The sequence below is a fragment of the Cellvibrio sp. genome, from assembly GCF_053579595.1.
The window spans coordinates 1-19,965 of record NZ_JBRFPI010000031.1 but is presented as its reverse complement, the minus strand read 5'-3'; the positions used below and the strand labels follow the sequence as shown (position 1 = coordinate 19,965).

The window sequence follows — 19,965 nt, the reverse complement described above, 5'->3', positions numbered from 1 at the left end:
GGCTTATAGTCCTGCATTACATAATCTTTGGTTGACGGCAGACCGCGAGCAATCAGTGGTGATTGATATGGTCGCGTGGTTCTCACATCTGTTTAGGATGCCATTATTTTTTGTGATTGCCGGTTTTTTTGTTGCCTATCTGGTCAGTAAGCGCGGGATGCGTGGCATGCTGTTTAACCGCACCAAGCGCGTGTTGTTGCCGTTTATTATTTTTCTTCCGCTCTGTTTGTGGGCGATAGTGGCATCGCTAATGTCTGCAGTGGCGACGGTTGAGCATAAGTCACCATTTCTGCAAATGGTCGCCCAGGCGATGGCAACACCGGGTACTCCACCGCCACCTTTTTCCACTATGCATTTATGGTTCTTGTATAACCTGATGTTTTTTTGCGTACTGACCTGGGTGTTTAGCTATATCAATTGGTCACGTTTATACAAGCTGTTTGGTGCAATCAAACCACTACCATTTGTATTGTTGTTTCCGCTCTTGCTGATTCCGGGTTTGCTATTGGTTGAATCTCCTTTTCCTGCACCCGACAAGTTATTACCACAGCTGTGGGCATTTGGCTTTTTTGGATTGTTCTTCGCGTTGGGTTACTGGATTTTCAGCACGCAGGATTTTATCGATAGATTCCAGCCGTATTGCATCGCGCTGTTTGTGGCGAGCCTGATCCTGTACGCCGCCTACTATTTCTTTATACCCAAAGAGTTTACCTTTCCATCAACACCCTTTGAGTTTCCGCAAAATATTATTGTGAAATTATGCGAAGCCTATATCTCCATGTGGATGACTTTGGTGTGCCTGGTTGCAGGAAAACGCTATGTAAATTCCCACAGTCGCACCATGCGCTTTTTCTCCGACAGTTCCTATTGGATTTATATTATTCACTTGCCGTTATTATTCGCAGTGCAATATCAATTGATGGATAAAGATTGGGGCTTGCTTGCCAAATACAGCGCATCAGTCGGCCTCACGTTATTAATAGGTGCGGTGAGCTACTTGTTGCTGGTTAGCTGGACGCCGATTGGTTGGATGTTGAATGGGAGGAAGAGGGCGGTTAACAAAACTGAAACCGTCGCGATGACTCAATAAATCCGCCATGTCGCCGGGTCATCAAAATTGCTTTCCAGTAATTATGTTTGATCCGGCTGTTCAGGTTCCGTATCCCCTTTGTTTTCATAAGGGTTGGTGGATTTGTTTGAACCAGTATTTTTATTTTTTTGCTCTGCCACCATTTTGGCTGCCAGTTGCCAATGTTTGTTCGATTGCCCGCTGGGTTTCCCTTCTGATACCCAAATATAATAAGCCAGCTCGCGTATCTCATGTTCGCTAGTCATAGCGTAACTCCTAAAAATTAATGAACTCCTTTTATAACAGTCATTAAAGTACTTATCGGTGTGTTGCGCCCCATATAGGCATTCATACACCCAGATGGGAAAAAATAATTACTGTCGACGGGCGCACTTTGATGGATCGCGCTTCACCCGGTGAGGTTAAGCATTTGATATTGCATGTTGTCTTAAGCGACAAAAGTTTTAAATGCGGTTGTAATTAGAACCTTTCGTAATTAATATTGGCGCCGTTTTGATCATTGTCACTTACGGATAAATAAGCCATGGACACAGGTTTACAGTGCTTGGTAGCACTTGCAGGATTCCACCAGTTGCCCGCTGATGCGGCACAAATCTCCCACCAATTCGCAATACCCGGCCAACCCCTTGGCAACACCGAAATCCTCCGCGCTGCCAAAGCGCTTACCTTTAAAGCCAAACTTTTTACCTTCCCTCTCGCCAAATTAATCGGTTCGAGCTTGCCCGCTATCGCCAAAACCAAAGGCGGCGATTACATCATTCTCGCGCGTATTGCCGAAGAGGATGGCGTGCCGACGAAAGTGCTGGTGCAGGATTTACGCGAGCAAACACCTAAAACAGTCAGTGCAGACGAATTTAATGCGCTCTGGTCAGGTGAAGTGATTTTTCTCAGTCGTCGCCTCGGTATCCGCGAAAGCCTGCAACAAAAGTTTGATATCAGTTGGTTTATTCCTTCACTGATTAAATATCGGAAGCTGTTTGGCGAAGTGCTGATTGCCTCGTTCTTTTTGCAATTATTTGGCTTGATTACACCACTGTTGTTTCAGGTGGTGATGGATAAGGTATTGGTGCATCGCGGTTTCAGTACACTCGATGTGATTGCCTTTGCCTTTTTTGCGATTGCGATCTTTGAAGCACTGCTCGGCGGCATTCGCAGTTACACCATGTCCCACACCACCAGCCGTGTTGATGTGGAATTGGGCTCGCGTTTATTCCATCACTTGATGGCCTTACCCATGGGCTATTTTGAAGCACGGCAAGTCGGGCAAAATGTCGCGCGCGTGCATGAGCTGGATACCATCCGCAATTTTATTACCGGCAGTGCCTTAACATTAATTCTGGATCTGGGTTTTACCATCGTCTTCCTGTTGGTGATGTGGTACTACAGCTCCACGTTGTTTTTTGTCGTTGCCGCCACAATTCCCTGCTACATCCTCCTGTCTGTTTTTATCACACCTATTTTGCGTCATCGCCTGAATGAGAAATTCAAATACGGCGCCGCCAATACCGCCTTTCTCACCGAATCCGTTACTGGTGTTCAAACCGTAAAAGCCATGGCGGTAGAACCGCAAATGCAGCGCAAGTGGGAAGACCAGTTAGCCAATTATGTCAGCGCGTCTTTCCGCAGCCAAAATCTCGGCAATGTGGCGAATCAAATCGCTGGCCTGATTAATAAATTAATGACACTTGGCATTATCTGGTGGGGTGCTCATCTGGTGATTGGTGGTGAGCTTACGGTTGGTGAATTGATTGCCTTTAATATGCTGGCAGGCCGTGTGAGCGGGCCGATTTTAAAACTGGTGCAACTCTGGCAAGACTTCCAACAAGCGGGAATTTCCATTGAGCGTTTAGGCGATATCCTCAACACCCCACGTGAACCCGGCTACAACCCCAATCGTTCCACCTTGCCATCGATTGCCGGCGATGTGAGCTTTGAGCATGTGCGTTTTCGCTATCGACACGATGGCCCGGTAATTCTCGACGGCTTTAACCTGCAAGTAAAACCAGGCGAGATTATCGGCATTGTCGGTCGCTCCGGTTCCGGCAAAAGTACGCTCACCAAATTAATCCAGCGTTTGTATTTACCGGAAAGCGGCAGGGTATTGGTGGATGGTGTCGATCTAGCGATGGTGGATACCGCCTGGTTGCGGCGCAATATCGGTGTGGTGTTGCAAGAAAACTTTTTATTCAATCAAACTGTGCGAGAAAATATCGCACTCACTAACCCCGCTGCGCCCATGGAACACATTGTTGCCGTTGCTAAACTCGCGGGCGCCCATGAGTTTATTGTCGATCTCCCAGAAGCTTACGACACCATGGTCGGCGAGCAGGGCAGCAATCTCTCCGGTGGCCAACGCCAACGTTTGGCAATTGCACGCGCACTCTTAACCAATCCGCGCATCCTGATTTTTGATGAAGCCACCAGTGCGCTGGATTATGAATCGGAACGGATTATTCAGGACAACATGGCCGAGATCTGCAAAGGCCGCACCGTATTTATCATCGCCCACCGCCTAAGTACGGTGCGAATTTGCAACCGCATTATTGTGATGAACAAAGGTCAGATCGTAGAGCAAGGCCCCCATGACGAGTTGCTGCAACTGCAAGGCTATTACGCCCAGTTGCACGGTTATCAACAACACAGCCCTCAACCGAAAAACACTTCAACTCATTCACACTCAAGCCCGAAGCTGGAGGTGGTCCATGACTAACTTTTTCCAGCAATTACTCGATGCCTGGCGTGACCGCGCCAAACTTGGCGATGGTTCCAAACACCAAAACCTCGCCGAATTTATGCCCGCTGCACTGGAGTTGCAGGAGTCACCACCCAATCCACTGGTGCGTTGGCTTGCCTGGGTATTGATTGCCTTATTTGTACTGACGCTTATCTGGGCCTGTATTGGCAAAGTGGATGTCGTCTCCAGTGCAGAAGGCAAAATTATTCCCGGCAGCCGCGTTAAACAAATCCAGCCACTCACCAAAGGCTTTGTGAAAGCGATTCATGTGAAAGAAGGGCAGTTTGTGAATCAGGGGGATGCACTGATTGAATTGGATCGCACTATCACCGCTGCTGATCAAGCGCGCATGCAGCAGGAATTGCACAATGCCAGCCTGAATCTCGCCGGTGCAGAAGCGCTGCAACAATTTTTAGTTAACCAATCGGATTCAAACGAAAAGAAAAATATACAACCTAACATGGCCACTGAAGTCGAATTGAAAGTCCATGCATCAATCGAACCTACCGAAACCGAAATACTGTTGCATCAACAAAAAACCTGGGAGCAGTGGCAGCAATACCAGGCGCAATTGAGCAGCCTGCACAGTGGGCTTAAAAAAGTACAGAGCGAAAAAATTGGCAATCAGGAGACCATTAAAAAGCTCCAGCAAACCCTGCCGATGATTACCAAGCGGGCACAGGCACTGGAAAGCCTCTATGCAAAAAATATGGCTTCAGAGGCGGAATATCTGGAGCTGGAGCAACAGCGTATCGAGCGTGTGCAAGACTTGGCTGCGCAGCAACAAATGCAACAACAATTAAATGCTGCCATCAACGAAGCGCAACAACAAATCAACTCACTCAAAGCCGACACCCTCGGCAAACTGCTCACCCAAATCGCCGACAGCCGCAACCAGATCGCCACTATCTCTGAAGAGTTGGTGAAGGCAACAGATATGAATGACAAACAAATCCTCTACGCACCCGTATCCGGTTATGTACAACAACTCGCCATCAACACCATCGGCGGCATTGTCACCGAAGCGCAAGAACTGATGATCATTGTGCCGGAAGAGGAAAGCCTTGAAGTGCAAGTCATGCTCGGCAATCAGGACGTAGGTTTTGTGCAAAAAGATATGGCCGCTGAAATCAAAGTTCATACGTTTCCGTTTACCAAATACGGTTTGATTGATGCGACCGTTACCCACATTTCAGATGATGCCATCATCGACGAAAAACTCGGGCTGGTTTACACCATGCATTTGAAAATGCACAAGAGCACCATTCGTGTAGAGGCAAAAGACGTAAAGCTTATTCCAGGTATGGCGGTAACGGCGGAAGTGAAAACAACGCAGCGCCGGGTAATTGAGTATTTCCTATCGCCGCTGTTGAGGTACAAACAGGAAAGTATTCGTGAGCGGTAAGGTGCGCATGCTTCGTCATACCTGCGAAAGCAGGTATCCATGCTTTATGCGAGCGAGCTTAGGTATCCATATCAATAAATTTTTGTAGTAAGCACTAAGGAATCAGTTGTTGCTATGAACGTATTATTTATCCACCAAAACTTTCCCGCCCAGTTTGTGCACTTGGCACCTGCATTAGCGGCAGATCCTAAAAATGATATTCGTGCGCTCACACCCAGCAATCGCCCATGTCCAGCTGGCGTAAAACTGCATACCTACAACATCAAACGTTCGAGCAGCAAAGAAATACACCCATGGCTTACCGATATGGAAACCAAAACCATTCGTGCGGAAGCAGCATTTTGGGGCGCTATGCAATTAAAAAAAGAAGGCTTCATGCCTGATTTAATTATTGCCCACCCCGGTTGGGGTGAGAGCCTGTTTTTAAAAGATGTCTGGCCACATGCAAAGCTCGCGCTTTACTGCGAGTTTTATTATCAGGCAGTGGGCGGTGATGTCGGTTTTGATCCGGAATTTTCAACACCGGAATTGGATATGGCCTGCCGATTAAAGCTTAAAAATGCCAATTTTAATTTGCATCTACTACAAGCGGATGCCGGCATATCGCCAACACACTTTCAGCGTTCTACTTTCCCCAAACACTTCCAGAATAAAATTTCTGTAATACACGATGGCATAGACACCAACCGCATAAAGCCCAACCCTCATGTCACCATGCGGTTAAATGGAATGGAGTTAACGAAGAATGATGAAATCATCACCTTCGTAAACCGCAATCTGGAACCCATGCGCGGTTATCATATTTTTATGCGCGCCTTACCCAAAATGCTAAAAGAAAATCCAAAGGCGAGAGTGATTATTGTGGGTGGTGACGATGTGAGTTACGGCAGTAAGCCACCAGAGGGCACAACCTGGAAACAATTATTTTTAAATGAAGTCTGTGATCAGCTCGACTTAAGTCGAGTCCATTTTGTAGGAAAACTGCCATATCTAGATTTTATCCAGCTATTACAATTGTCCACCGTGCATGTGTACCTGACTTACCCCTTTGTGTTGAGTTGGAGTGTGCTGGAGGCAATGAGTGCAGGTTGTGCGATTGTGGCGAGTGATACTGCGCCGGTGCGTGAGGTGATTAAGCATAATGAAACGGGGTTGTTGGTGGATTTTTTTGATGTGAATGCGATTGCAGAGCAAGTAAGCTTTTTAATTAGAAATCCAAAGGAAAGGCAACGATTTGGAGAAATGGCGAGGGAGCTTATAGCTGATCAGTATGATCTTAAAGTATGTTTACTAAAGCAGAGTATTTGGGTGAGCGCAGTTCTAGGCAAAGACTTCTAGTAAGTAATTAAAGTCTTAACAAAAGGTGATTTTATGTTCGGATTAGCAATCATATTTTTTCTTTTACTTTACCTCGTAATCTGGGTTTTGGTGGTTTTGTTAGCAGCTTATTTGGGGTGGCGATTTACCAAATCTAAGATGGTTATGTTTTTTGTAGGAGCTATAGCATTCTTGGCAATTTATTGGCCTGCTTTTGGGGATTTGATACCCACGTTACGGGCACACAAACAATTGTGCGAAAAAGAGGCCGGACTTAAAGTCTACGCCACTCCTGAACAATGGGATAAGGAAAATCCTGGTGTGCTTGATGCTTTGCATCCTGGAATGCTTGAGGCCTCGCACCCAAATGAGAATTATATTGTTAAAGAAAACATAACAATGAGTAATCAAAGGTTTGGAATTGCTGTTTCCTTAACTCCAATTCCTGATGTGCCGGTAAAGAAATTAACGGAATCAGTAATTGACGTTAAGACAGGAAAAATATTATTTCAGGTTATTGATTTTAGTAGAGGGTACGGCAATCTCGCTGTTGGTGGTGAGAAAGGTTCTTTCAAGTTTTGGTTGTATTCTAATTCGTGCTTGTCTGAATTAGAGTTATATAAATCAAATGAAAAAATTGTTGAGTTGTACAGAAAATTTAACATGGAAAATTAAATAGGAGTTAAAAATGACCATTTCAAAAATTGACTATTTTGATATCGCTAGTCTTGCAGAGGCGTCGTACGCAACTTTGAGGGAAGGTGGAGATGTTAATAAGGCTGCATTAATTAGATCTGGATTTTCAGATAGTCAAGCGGAAGATATTCTATCGCGCTGGTCTGTAAAGGCACATTTGCCAAATACTTCCACTGGCTTTTCTATGAGTCTCTTTGAGGGAGCTGATGGAATTGTTCTTGCTTTTCGCGGTACTGAGCCAGACAAGCAATGGGCTAATGACATACGAGCTGACGTTGGTGATATTGTTTCCGACGGTGTTGCCATCGATCAGATTATCGATTTGGTAAATTTTTGGGCTTGGGTTAAATCAGATGACGTTTACACGGCTGCAAAACTTGAAGTGCTTGATAATGAGTCTCGTGCTCTAAGAACAGTAATGACAATCGGTGATAAAGCCTCTCAGATAATTTTTTTGGCACTCATGGGCCTGCGTGATGATGTGGTGGTTGATTTTCCAACCTTTACTGTTAAGCGTGTAGTGTGGGAAAACTCCGATACAGCATTTGACGATCCCAGGTATCAGAGAGGGTTAGGATTGGGTGATGATATTGCCGCAAAAGGTTTAACTGTTACTGGGCATAGTTTAGGCGGTCATTTGGCATCAGCGTTTACCCGTCTTTTTCCTGATGCCAATGCTAGTGCGTTAACAATTAATGGTGCTGGTTTCGGCATTCTCGGGTTGACTGGATTTGCCGACAAAAATGTATCTAATTTATTTGAAATGCTTTTTGGTAATCCTTCTTTTGGTGGCAGTACGATTTTAAACCTTTATGGTGAAAAGGGATTGGAGTTAGTGACTCAGGATGCTTTATTGAGCCAACCTGGTGGGCATTTGCCTGTATTTATTGAGCAGACTAACTTAGCTAATACGCTTGGGCATGGTACTGGGCAAATGACAGATTCCTTAGCTGTCTACGATTTGTTCTTCAGAATGGATAAAACGTTGCCACTTGATAAATTGCTGAGAGTCTTTAATAGGGCAAGTAATAGTACTGAAAGCTCATTAGAACGCATGGTGATTTTTTTGGCTGATCTTTTTAAGGTCGATGTATCCCTAGCTACAGACGACAGAGAGTCCCTGCACAAAAGCATCAATGCAATCCGTGAGAGTAGCTATTTTATTAATGTGGCTGATCAGATCAAAGTAGTTCCGCACGCTAATGCGGGGTTGGCAAAAAGCGATTTTAATCATTTTCTAAGTTTGTACTTTTCACTTCCTTTCGTCTTACAAGGGGCTGATTCCACCTTACTTGGTCTACATGGTGAAATATATAGCTTTTGGACAGCAGACCAATCCCTTTCCGCAGAAGACCGTAAAAACGGCAAAGCTAACTTCTCCGATGAGTGGTATCAGGATCGCGCGAATTATTTGGCTTTATTACTTGAGCGCAATGCCAAAGATATTGCCTTCGATGAAAGCGCCGACCCGTCAGGCAAAGATATTTTTTATGTCAATGTGGATGGTTTCGATAGTGGAAGTGGTCGGATATTTTCCGGCGGTGTTGATGCAAGCAGTATCAATCAAGAACCCGCTCCTCCTCGCGTGGTGTTCGGCACCAATGAAAGCAACACTCCAGCCAATACCGGCTCCGACGGTTTTGTCGGCGGCAATGGCAACGACCGCATTTATGGTTTAGGTGGTGATGACAAGCTCAATGGATTAAAAGGTCACGATGTTCTTGATGGCGGAGCAGGCGTTGATGAATTAACTGGTGGCGAAGGCGCCGATGTATTAAAAGGTGGTCAAGGAAAGGATGTTTATGTTTTTGATGGCAACTTCGGCCGCGACATTGTTATCGATAGCGATGGCAGTGGAACTATTGTAATCGATGGAATAACCCTGAGTTCAGTCAAACAAACGGTGAAAGATGGCATTGCGCATCGTGACTCAACCAATACCGTAGAAGTTATAAAGTTTGACGAAGGTGGAAGCACATCCTTATTGGTGACGTCCTTAACAAATCGCGACAACAGCATCCATATTAAAAATTGGAAGGAAGGCGAGCTCGGCATTAACCTTGCTGAATTTGAACCCGAAGAGGTAGCAAGCGTAAAACACGTAAGTGGAACTGGCGCAAACGATGCACTCTATGCAGAGCGTGGTAAATACCTAGATGATCGTGGTATGGAACAGATCGGCAATTATGTAGCAAGTGAAATTCACGGAGGCGAAGGTAAAGATTACATTGCCGGCAGTTACGGTGCGGATCGTTTATACGGTGATGGCGGTAATGATTGGATAACCGCCGAAAGTATTCATTTTATTATTCCAGAAGATCCATTACCGAGCACCAGAGGTGATGATTACATTGATGGCGGTGAAGGTGATGATGTCATTACCGGCCGTGCCTGGTCAGGTGCAGAATGGCATGGTGGTGATGGTAAAGATATGCTGCTTGCTAATGTGCACATGAATATTGGCGAAACCCAAGCGGACATTAATAATGATAACAAATCTGATGATATTGTTCGTTGGAGTGATTTGCTCAATCATCTAATTTCGGGTTTTAAAATATACGAAGAGCTACAAGGCGATATAAATCTTTATACCATGTCTGCTTGGGCAGGTGTAGAGCCTGGAACCTACACGGGTAATTCGGCGCTGGGTAATGGATGGACTTATGAATTTGTGTTCACTGATCCCGAACCATTACATGATCCCGCTGAGACAAAAGGCAGCGGCATCTCACTTTATTCATATATTAAAGCGGCCAAAAACAGCGAATTTAATTACAGTAATCCTAATGTAAATGACGGCGAAAAACTGTTTCTCCCATCTTCACTACAACTATTGCATGTCCCTTTGCCTCAAGGCGTCACAGCAGAAAGTATTGTCAATACAACCTACTCTTATTTATTTGGTGATAAGGGCGATGATTTGCTCGTAGGCTGGTATGGCCGTGATGAGCTGTATGGCGGTGAGGACAATGATGCACTCTATGGTGAACAAGGCAATGACCTACTTGATGGTGGAGTTGGAAACGACACCATAATTGGTGGAGATGGTGCAGATATATTACTGGGCGGTGATGGCAACGACGTTTTGATTGAAGATCACATGAGCACTGGCGGTGGCAATGATCTGATGCTGGGTGGAAAGGGAGACGATAATCTTAATGGGTGGCAGGGCAATGATTACCTGGAAGGTGGAGCTGGGGCTGATACACTTCTCGGTGGTGATGGCGATGACATCCTTGTTGGCGATGTTGAAGATAGAGGCTGGGGAGGAGGCCAAGATAACGACATTTATATTATTGAAAATCTTGTCTTTACCAACAGCGAGCTGGAAGCTGCTGCTAATGCATCGCCAGTGCAAAATGCGAATATTTTACCTAACATCACTCCAACAGCTGCGCAAAATAACGAACCCGCGAACACCATCAGTCTGTTTGATGACAACGGCAACAACACCTTGGCAATTGCCGGTGCAACACTGCTCGAACAAATTAGCCTTACTGCTCAGGGGCAAGATTTAATCTTGCGTGTGGGCGATGGTGAAATATTTATCGTTAATGGCCTAAACAACACAATCAATCAGATAGTGTTTGGAGATTCAGCAGAAACCCTCATTAGCCAAGCACAAATCGGCAGTATAAACACCAACGCTGTTGCTATGGATGATGTGATTGCCGCGCGCTTAACTAACGATATCGCACGCACAGCGCAAACTGCGGGCAGCATGCTAGTGGGCGGTTTGGGTAATGACACCTTAACAGCGCATGCCGGAGGCTCTACTTTCCTCGGCAGCAAAGGTAATGATGCACTTATCGGCAATAGCGGTGACGATGTTTATGTTATTCGCGCTAACGATGGGCGAGACACCATCACTGAAAGCGGTGGCAATAATAAAATTAAATTTGCAGAAGGTATTGCGCCTGAGCAAATAATTCTACGCCGTAGCAATGGAAATTTATTGGTACTGGTTGCCAGTGGAGAAAGCATCACCGTCAACGGTATGTTCAATACCACCACGGGCGCGGTGATTGCCAATAATGCTATTCAATCTATTGAGTTTGCGAATAAAACCCAATGGGATTTAACCCGGATTCTACAGGAGACGGAAAAAGGCATCACCTCAATAGGCACGGATTATGTAGATGTGCTCACCGCCTACGAAAGTAATGACACGCTTATCGGTGGCAAGGGCAACGACAAATTGCAAGGCGATAAGGGCGATGACCATTATCACTTTGCCCTCAATCACGGTGCAGACATCGTCACTGATCTAAATGGCCATGATCACATCCATTTAGCGGATGGTATTAGTGAAGCACACGTTAGCCTGCGCAAAGATACCAACAATAATCTCATCATCCGCATTAACAATACCGACAGTATTACCGTTACCGCCATGTTTGATGCGCAAGGTGCATTAACGACAGGTGCTATAGAAGAAATTCATTTTGGCAATACGGGCGTATGGAATGCGGAGCGTATTGCCTCGGAACTTGCACGTAATCAAGCCCATGTATTTATCGGCACAGATAGCAATGATGTGTTGATGGGCGATAACGCCAATCAAACGTTTATGGGACATGAGGGTGACGACCAACTGAATGGCGGTGCGGCTAATGATACTTATCAATATGCATTAGGTGACGGCAAGGATGTTATTCAGGATGTAAATGGAATAGATCGTTTGCAATTAACCGGTATTACGGAAAGTGGTGTTCTTGCACGTCGTGTGGGAGCGGATTTACAGCTAACTATTAATACTAGCGACAGTATCACCATCAAAAATGCCTTTGACGTAAAAGCCGCCAATGTTGTCGCGCCTGGGATAGTCGGCATTATTGAGCAATTACAAAATCGTTGGTTATCACAAGCCGAGGCATTGATTGAAACCCATTATGGATTAACCGGTAGCGGTAACATGCTGCTTGAGTTTGAAATGGATGCCGTGGGTGGCCACGCCGCACATGTAGAGACAATCTACACCCAAGGTGTTAATACGAGTACAAGCGTCAAATTGGTGATTGATTTAGCTGATTTTACTGGCCTGCCAAATGGTGATGGTTATTTATATTACGACCGCATTATCGCGCATGAAATGGTGCATGCAGTGATGTCGCGTAACATGAATACTTCGGTGTTGCCTGGCTGGTTTAATGAAGGTGTTGCTGAATTTATTCATGGTGCGGATGAGCGTGTTGCGGCTGATCTTGGCATTATTGGTATCCAACATAATTTCAATGTATTGTTTAAAACCACTGTTGGCTCACCGGGCATCGGGGCTGGATATTCTGTCAGTTATATTGCGGTTAGATTGTTAGATAAAGAAATTCGCGACCAAGGTGGGCTTGGCATTAAAGAGGTGTTTGATCAACTAAAAGCGGGTAAAACATTAGATCAGGCACTTACCACTGTAAGTGCTGCACATGGTGGTATGTCGGGGGTGTGGAATAATCTTGCATCCTTCGAGTCCCATTTTTTAACAGTCGGTTTTTCGCTATACCCAACATTGCTTAATTTGTCTGATACCGATACCGGCTCAATTGCCGGGTCGGATTATGGCAATGCTTCTCTATCGGCTGAGTCTGTACTTCCTGAAATATCCACTGGTCCCACAAAAAATTTCTCGCTCGTTATACCTGAGCAATATATTTCCTCACCGGAAATGAACGGCGCATTGGAATCCATCGGGTTCGATTCGGGTGCGGAATGGGATCTTGCTCGCATTACACAAGAAGTGCTCAAACCCACGAGCGGCAATGACACCATCCATGCTTTTGATACCAACGATATATTGAGTGGTGCGAAAGGCAATGATCAATTAATTGGTTATGCGGGCGATGACATTTATCGCTATGACTTAGGTGATGGTGCTGATGTCATTATTGATAGTGCTGGAACTGACATGATTGAATTTGGTGCGAATATTCTTGCCACTGAAATCTATTTGAGCCGCAATACATTAAATAACTTGGACATTAGATTGAAAAATGGTTATTCGATCATCGTGAAAGATGCATTCGATACATCAGGTAACTTCACTGCAAATGCTATCGAAAGCATTAAGTTTTCTGATCAAGTTATTTGGGATGCGGCGCGCATCAAGGCTGAAATAGCTGATGCTCCAGGTGTTGTAATTAACGGTTCAGACGCATACGAAACTCTGGTTGGAGACGCTGGGTCTGACACAATTAGTGGGGCAAAAGGGAATGACCGGCTTATGGGTGGTAAAGGTAACGACACCTATCGCTATGCACTTGGTGATGGACATGATGTTATCGATGATGCACATGGATTTAATAAGATAGATTTCGGTGCAGGTATTAGTTGGAAAGATATGAATATTCAGCGTGATATGTCTAACAACTTGATATTCTTTTTTGCTGACGGAGGAACGTTAACATTTAATGGAGCATTTGATGCCTCCGGCGGCCTTAAGTCATACCTGTTGAGTTCAACAATATATTTTAATGGCGTTGCGGATTTTAGCTTGCCCAATAGATTAGGCACCAGTTTTGATGACACTCTGGTAGGGTCAGACCAAGTTGACACAATAGTAGGCGCAAAAGGAGATGATCAGCTTTTAGGTGGGAAGGGTGGTGATTCTTACGAATACACATCGGGTGATGGACACGATGTTATTACAGATATCGCAGGTGCTGATAAGGTTGTATTGAATGCGGGCATCTATGAATCACAAGTCGCCGCAACACGCGATGCTGCTAATAATTTGGTGCTTAGTTTTGTTGATGGCGGATCGATTACTGTTTCAAATGCATTTGATGCGACCGGAAACTTCACTGCGAGTGCAATTGAAAATATATATTTTGTTGGATCTCGTAGCTGGTGGAATTCTTCGAAAATAAAAGAAGAAACAATTAAAAATTCAAATCTGGTTATTAATGGAACCGTAGGAAATGACACCTTAAATGGCAATGGCGGAAACGATATTATTACAGGTGGTGAAAATGACGATAGTCTTCTTGGTGGGTTGGGCGATGATATTTATGTGTTTGGTAAGAATGATGGTGTTGATCGAATAAGTGATCTTGGTGGTAAAGATGCAATCCATTTCTCCGATGGTATTTTACCCTCAGATGTTTTAGTTGACATAGAAGGCGGGCAGTTGCGGTTTAGAGTAACGTCAGGTACTACCCTATATACGGATAGTCGCCTTAGTGGTAATTATGCTATCGAATCAGTTGTTTTTTCTAATGGTACAGTTTGGAGTGTGACTGATCTTAAAAAGATGCTTTCTCCAGAGCCAACTAATGACGATGATAATTTGTTTAGCTTTTATGGAGATGTTATTTCGGGTGGTGGGGGGAATGACACTATTACAAGTTTGGAGGGATACGATACGTTGCTTGGTGGTGAGGGCGATGATTATTTTATCGGTTCTTATGACAGTGTAATGGTTGGCGGTTCCGGTAATGACAAATATTGGCGCGGAACTATTAGTTATAATAGGGGGGACGGGAATGATACATTAGAACGTGGCCATCCAGTTTTTATTAATTTTGGACCAGATATAAGCCCTGAAGATATTTCTATACGTGAAATAGGCGGTGCCCATGCTACATCCCATGATATACGCCTTCAGTTGGACACGGGTGAGTCAATATACCTTGAGGATTTGCTCGGTGGCACTAGGAGTATATTTGAAAATATAAAAATACAGTTTGCGTCTGGAGAAATTTGGAATAAGGAACAATTTATCGCTAAGGCTCATGAGGGTACAGATAATGATGATTTTATTGATGGTTTTCAAGGAGGAAAAATTCTGAACGGTAAAGGAGGTAATGATACGCTCTATGGTTATACTTGGGAGCAGGTAATGATTGGTGGTCAAGGGAATGATTACTTGTCTGGTATGTCTGGTGTTGATACTTACATATTTGGACGGGGTGATGGACAGGATTCGATAGACACTTATAACTACAGCGGCCTACATAAAGACAGGGTTGAGTTTATTGATGATATAACTTCTGGCGATATTTCAATCACAAGAATTCAAAAAAATCTTATTATTTCGGTTAACTCTGGTGAAATAATTAGCGTAGAAAATATATTTGATTTGCAGGGTGCTATCAATACTGATTATTCCTTTGAAAAAATAGTGTTTTCTGACGGCGAAGCTTGGGTGTTCGATAAGATTATTGAAGAGGTGAGTAAGAGTTTGCTGAAAGATACTACCTCCCCAAATCGTCCATCAGGTGTGCTTGATCCTGCTGGCCATGTAATGACAGGTGCTGCTGAGCCAGGTAGCACTATTATTGTAAGTAACGACAGTGGTAGTGAAATCGCTAGAGGTTATGCAAGTACTGCAACAGGTACTTACGGTGTATCGTTGCCGATAGAACTTATTAATGGCGAAAAAATAACGGTCACTGCAATAGATGCGTCTGGTAATTTTTCAGATCCGCTGTATGTTATTGCGCCAGATAAAACCCCTCCGGCACAGCCAACTGCCGCATTTGACTCTACCGGGTACGTTATTAGCGGTTTTGCTGAGGCAGGTAGCGTTGTTGATGTGAAAAGCAGCGATAACCAAATAATAGTTGGCAGTAGCATTGGTGATTCATTTGCAGGATCGTATTCCGTTGTGCTCACTACGGCGTTGATTAATAAAGAACTGGTCAATGTTACTTCAACGGACGCAAGTGGAAACATATCTGTAATTAGATCTACTACTGCTCCTGATAAAACTGCTCCTCTTATGCCTACAGCCAGTTTTGATGCGACTGGAAAAGTTATTACTGGTTTTGCAGAAGCCGGAAGTACAGTGATCGTAAAAAATGCTAGCGGTACCCAATTGAAAACGGCTACTGCAAACGCGACAACGGGAGCTTATACAATTACCTTGACGACAGCGTTAATTAATAAAGAAACCGTAAATGTTACTGCCAAAGACGTCTCGGGAAATATCTCTGAAATTAAAGCAATTATCGCACCCGATAAAACTGCACCAGCTGTACCTACTGCCAGTTTTGATGCTACAGGAAAAATAATCACAGGTATTGCAGAGGCGGGAAGCACTGTCATTGTCAAAAATGCGGGTGGCACGCAATTAAAAACGGCAACTGCAGGCGTGAATGGTAACTACTCAATTACGTTAAATACTGCCTTAATTAATAAGGAAACAGTAAACGTTACTGCTAAGGACGCTGCTGGAAATATCTCTGCCATTAAGGCTATTATCGCACCGGATAAAACGGCACCAAATATTCCTACCGCGAGTTTCGATACAGCAGGAAAAGTCATTACCGGTGTGGCTGAAGCAGGCAGTACAGTCAGTGTTACAAATGCGGGCGGCACCGTATTAAAAACGGCTGTAGCAAACGCAACAACCGGTGCTTATACCATTACGCTCACCACAGCGCTAATCAATAAGGAAACGGTGAACGTTACTGCAAAAGATACCGCAGGAAATATCTCTGCCATCAGAGCCATTATTGCACCGGATAAAACAGCGCCAACAATTCCTACTGCGAGTTTCGATCCGACAGGAAAAATCATAACCGGCGTGGCTGAAGCAGGTAGTACAGTTAGTATTAAAAATGCAGCTGGTACTGAGTTAAAAACAGCTATTGCAAACGCAACAACTGGTGCTTACACGATTACGCTGACCACAGCGCTAATCAATAAAGAAACCGTTAACGTTACTGCCAAAGATGCAGCTGGAAATATTTCGGCAATAAAAACTATCGTTGCACCGGATAAAACAGCGCCCTTAGCGCCGACAGCTAGTATTGATACTTCCCGTAAAATCATTACGGGTACTGCGGAGCCGGGTAGTGTGGTTGAGGTAAAAAACACCGCGGGTACAAAGTTGGGTCAATTTACGGCTCACGCAACAACTGGGGCCTACACCATCACTCTAGGGACCGCACTAGCCATCAATCAAACGGTAAACGTTACAGCGAAAGATGCAGCGGGTAATGTTTCACCAATTAGACCTGTGGTTGCTCCCGCCACGGCAAATAAAATGCTGGCTACGCCCCAGTTTGCTACCAATCTTGGAATTTTCGAAACGGTCGCTGCTTACGCAAGTGAAAAGGCATCGTTGGCTGCTTTTGGTAATCACACAGAGACGGTTATTACCAGCGCCACATCAGATTCCTTTGCTGCAACACTGCCAAATAATATAGATCGGTACATATCGGGTAAGGTTGATATTAATGCATTGATTCAGGCTATGGCGTCATTCGAGCCAGCCGTTGGAGTGGATATTCGTAATCGCATAGTTTCTGTTGATCAACATCAGGTTATACTTGCTACTAGTAGTTAGATCTTGGTTATTATGTCCGGCGAAAATATCAATTATCGATATGAGTAGCTGGATGTAAGTTCTTATTTTCTAATGTAGTTTCTTCTCGAAAAACTTTCTATAGATTGCATCAGTACTATAGCGGTAAATATAAAAGAGTATTTTCAATCATCAACATTTATACTGCATTGGCGCCGACTGAGCCGGTGGGCAGAATAATGTCAATTAATACTCACATTTATAATGAATAATTCCATGTCAGTTTCACGTTATTGTTCTGCAATTGTCAGTGTGTTTGCGCTACTGCTGGTGATCCTTACCTTGATTATCCCCAATCGCCTCACTGATATTCACTTTTCATCCCTCCTGGTTTTTCCACTTGAATTATTGCTTGTCGGTCTATTGCTATTGCTGCCTGGTCGTATCGGCTTGGTTGTGCGTTGGGTGATGGCTGTGCTCCTGGCATTGGGAGCCATTTTTAAATGTGCGGATATGGCGACTTTCAAGGTGTTTGCGCGACCGTTTAATCCGGTATTTGATGGCTATTTATTTGCTAACGGGATGAATTTGCTCAATGGGGCGATTGGTAAGGCTGGGGCATTGTTAGTGGCAGTGTTGCTGGCGTTGCTGGTGCTGGTAATTATCGCAGGTGCTTTCTGGATGTTGGGGCGGGCACAAGGGGTGCTGTGTGTTTCAGTGCGCAAGTCTGCGACCTTGTTAGTGGGAGGGTTGGCGCTCTGGTCAGTATTATTTGTTGTTGAATCTCCGCGCGCATCAGTAGCGTTTTATCAACACTTGGCCGCGCATGCGCGCGATATTCTTGTTACTGCAGCGGATATCAAATCATTTAATGCGCAGTTGGCTAAGGTTGATGCGCTTGCCCCCACTGATGCAAATTTATTTGATCTCTTGCGCGGTAAAAATGTGCTGGTGATATTTGTTGAATCCTATGGCCGCACGGTGTTGGGTAATCCTGAATTTGCACCACAGATCAGTCCCTTGCTGGAGCGCACCACGGGTGAATTAGCGGAGAAAGGTTTTACAGCGCGCAGCGGTTTTTTAACCTCGCCGACGGTGGGTGGGTTGAGTTGGCTTGCACATGGCACTGCTATGTCGGGCTTGTGGATTGATAACCAGATTCGCTACAACAGTTTAATGATCAGCGAGCGGCCATCGCTCAACCGTTTATTTAACCAAGCGGGTTGGCGGACTGTAGCGGTAATGCCTGCAATTACCATGGATTGGCCAGAGGGAAATTATTACGGTTATGAGCATATTTACGATGCGCATAATCTTGGTTATCAGGGCAAACCTTTTAATTGGGTCACCATGCCCGATCAATTCACTCTTGCTGCGTTTCATGCGCGTGAGCTTGCCAAACCTGCTATTAAATTGGCGCACACACCGGTAATGGCAGAAATTGCCTTGATTTCATCCCATGCTCCCTGGACACCTGTGCCGCAATTAATCGATTGGCATTCTGTTGGCGATGGCACTGTGTTTAATGAACAGGCGACAAGTGGTGATACTCCGGAAGATGTTTGGAAAGATAACGCACGCATTCGTTTGCAATTTCGCTTATCGATTGAATATGCGCTGCAAACCATTGCGTCTTATGTCATGAATTATGGCAATGATAATTTGGTGGTGCTGGTGTTGGGTGATCATCAGCCAGCGCCCATTGTGTCTGGCAACACTGACAGCCGCGATGTACCAATCCATTTAATTGCGCGCGATCCGAAGGTGATGGAAGCGGTAGCGCATTGGCAATGGACACCGGGAATGTTGCCCGCTGCCGATGCGCCTGTGTGGCGCATGGATGAGTTGCGCGATAGATTAATAGAGGCTTTTTCACTGCCTGCACATTAACGCGGCAGCGCCAATAAATCCCAATGTCCAATGGTGCAATTACCCTCTGCAATATTGGTAAGCCGAAATTTTTTCCAATCGTCCAGCTCGCTTTCTGTTAAACCATAATGTTCATTGACTGCTGCGGTAATACCATTAATTAATTCGTTTAGCATAGGCTGGTCTTTTGCTCCCAGTTGCCAAGGGCTGGGTTTAAGGCTGACGTTATAGCCTTTGTTTTCCAGCGCTTTTTGCAAGTAGCCAGTGCACTCGGGGCCGAGTGCAGGCCCAAAACCTTTATCGCGGCGTTGGTCTTGATTAAATGCAGCCAACACTTTTTCATCGAGCGGATGTGCTGGTGTCCATGTGGTGGTGCCATCATAATTCAATGCTGCGTAGACGGCGGTTTTGCGTGCATCGAGTCGATCTATCAATGCATCAATAAATGCAGCTGATGCAAGATCAAATAAGGCAGAGGCAGAAACTATGTGCGTACCTGTGAGTGGCAGTTCACCCACAATGTTCAAATCCGCCTGATAATCTTCAATTAAATATTGTTTGCCATGGCGGCGCAGGGCTTCATCCAATAATTTTCCGTCCAGATCCACCAG

The 19,965-nt window shown here is 44.8% G+C and carries 9 protein-coding genes; 7 read left to right on the top strand and 2 right to left on the bottom strand.

What is annotated here, in order from left to right; all coding sequences use genetic code 11:
• Positions 1 to 1,090 (top strand): acyltransferase family protein (locus tag ACWA6V_RS03425; RefSeq protein WP_449521185.1); only part of this gene is annotated, 1,090 nt, incomplete at its 5' end.
• A gap of 41 nt (positions 1,091 to 1,131) precedes the next feature.
• Here the strand turns inward: ACWA6V_RS03425 and ACWA6V_RS03420 are convergent.
• A complete protein-coding gene (locus ACWA6V_RS03420; RefSeq protein ID WP_449521184.1) occupies positions 1,132 to 1,335 on the bottom strand; it encodes a DUF2934 domain-containing protein in 204 nt (67 codons plus the stop codon).
• Between the two features lie 278 nt (positions 1,336 to 1,613).
• On the opposite strand from ACWA6V_RS03420, the gene ACWA6V_RS03415 reads away from it, so the two are divergent.
• From ACWA6V_RS03415 to ACWA6V_RS03390, 6 genes are all read left to right on the top strand, one after another.
• Positions 1,614 to 3,800 (top strand): type I secretion system permease/ATPase, encoded by a 2,187-nt coding sequence (locus ACWA6V_RS03415; protein ID WP_449521183.1) that lies wholly within the window; start codon positions 1,614 to 1,616, stop codon positions 3,798 to 3,800.
• Positions 3,793 to 5,229, top strand: coding sequence for an HlyD family type I secretion periplasmic adaptor subunit (locus ACWA6V_RS03410; RefSeq protein ID WP_449521182.1), 1,437 nt, complete (start codon positions 3,793 to 3,795; stop codon positions 5,227 to 5,229). The genes ACWA6V_RS03415 and ACWA6V_RS03410 overlap by 8 nt, the downstream gene beginning before the upstream one ends.
• A gap of 114 nt (positions 5,230 to 5,343) precedes the next feature.
• Positions 5,344 to 6,567 (top strand): glycosyltransferase family 4 protein, encoded by a 1,224-nt coding sequence (locus ACWA6V_RS03405; protein WP_449521181.1) that lies wholly within the window; start codon positions 5,344 to 5,346, stop codon positions 6,565 to 6,567.
• Between the two features lie 33 nt (positions 6,568 to 6,600).
• Complete coding sequence (locus tag ACWA6V_RS03400) at positions 6,601 to 7,221, top strand: hypothetical protein (protein WP_449521180.1); 621 nt, start codon at positions 6,601 to 6,603, stop codon at positions 7,219 to 7,221.
• A 13-nt stretch (positions 7,222 to 7,234) separates the two neighbouring features.
• Positions 7,235 to 17,527 (top strand): flagellinolysin, encoded by a 10,293-nt coding sequence (locus ACWA6V_RS03395; protein ID WP_449521179.1) that lies wholly within the window; start codon positions 7,235 to 7,237, stop codon positions 17,525 to 17,527.
• A gap of 234 nt (positions 17,528 to 17,761) precedes the next feature.
• On the top strand, positions 17,762 to 19,375 hold the full coding sequence (locus ACWA6V_RS03390; protein ID WP_449521178.1) for a sulfatase-like hydrolase/transferase: 1,614 nt from the start codon (positions 17,762 to 17,764) through the stop codon (positions 19,373 to 19,375).
• Here ACWA6V_RS03390 and ACWA6V_RS03385 read toward each other — a convergent pair.
• On the bottom strand, positions 19,372 to 19,965 hold a 594-nt coding region (locus ACWA6V_RS03385), incomplete at its 5' end, for a hypothetical protein (protein WP_449521177.1). The two genes, ACWA6V_RS03390 and ACWA6V_RS03385, sit on opposite strands and share 4 nt — an antisense overlap.

Excerpts from the sequence above, each read along its gene's own strand:
- ACWA6V_RS03410 (WP_449521182.1), top strand. The coding sequence starts at position 3,793 with ATGACTAACTTTTTCCAGCAATTACTCGATGCCTGGCGTGACCGCGCC.
- ACWA6V_RS03395 (WP_449521179.1), top strand. The coding sequence starts at position 7,235 with ATGACCATTTCAAAAATTGACTATTTTGATATCGCTAGTCTTGCAGAG.
- ACWA6V_RS03390 (WP_449521178.1), top strand. The coding sequence starts at position 17,762 with ATGTCAGTTTCACGTTATTGTTCTGCAATTGTCAGTGTGTTTGCGCTA.
- ACWA6V_RS03400 (WP_449521180.1), top strand. The coding sequence starts at position 6,601 with ATGTTCGGATTAGCAATCATATTTTTTCTTTTACTTTACCTCGTAATC.
- ACWA6V_RS03405 (WP_449521181.1), top strand. The coding sequence starts at position 5,344 with ATGAACGTATTATTTATCCACCAAAACTTTCCCGCCCAGTTTGTGCAC.
- ACWA6V_RS03415 (WP_449521183.1), top strand. The coding sequence starts at position 1,614 with ATGGACACAGGTTTACAGTGCTTGGTAGCACTTGCAGGATTCCACCAG.
- ACWA6V_RS03420 (WP_449521184.1), bottom strand. The coding sequence starts at position 1,335 with ATGACTAGCGAACATGAGATACGCGAGCTGGCTTATTATATTTGGGTA.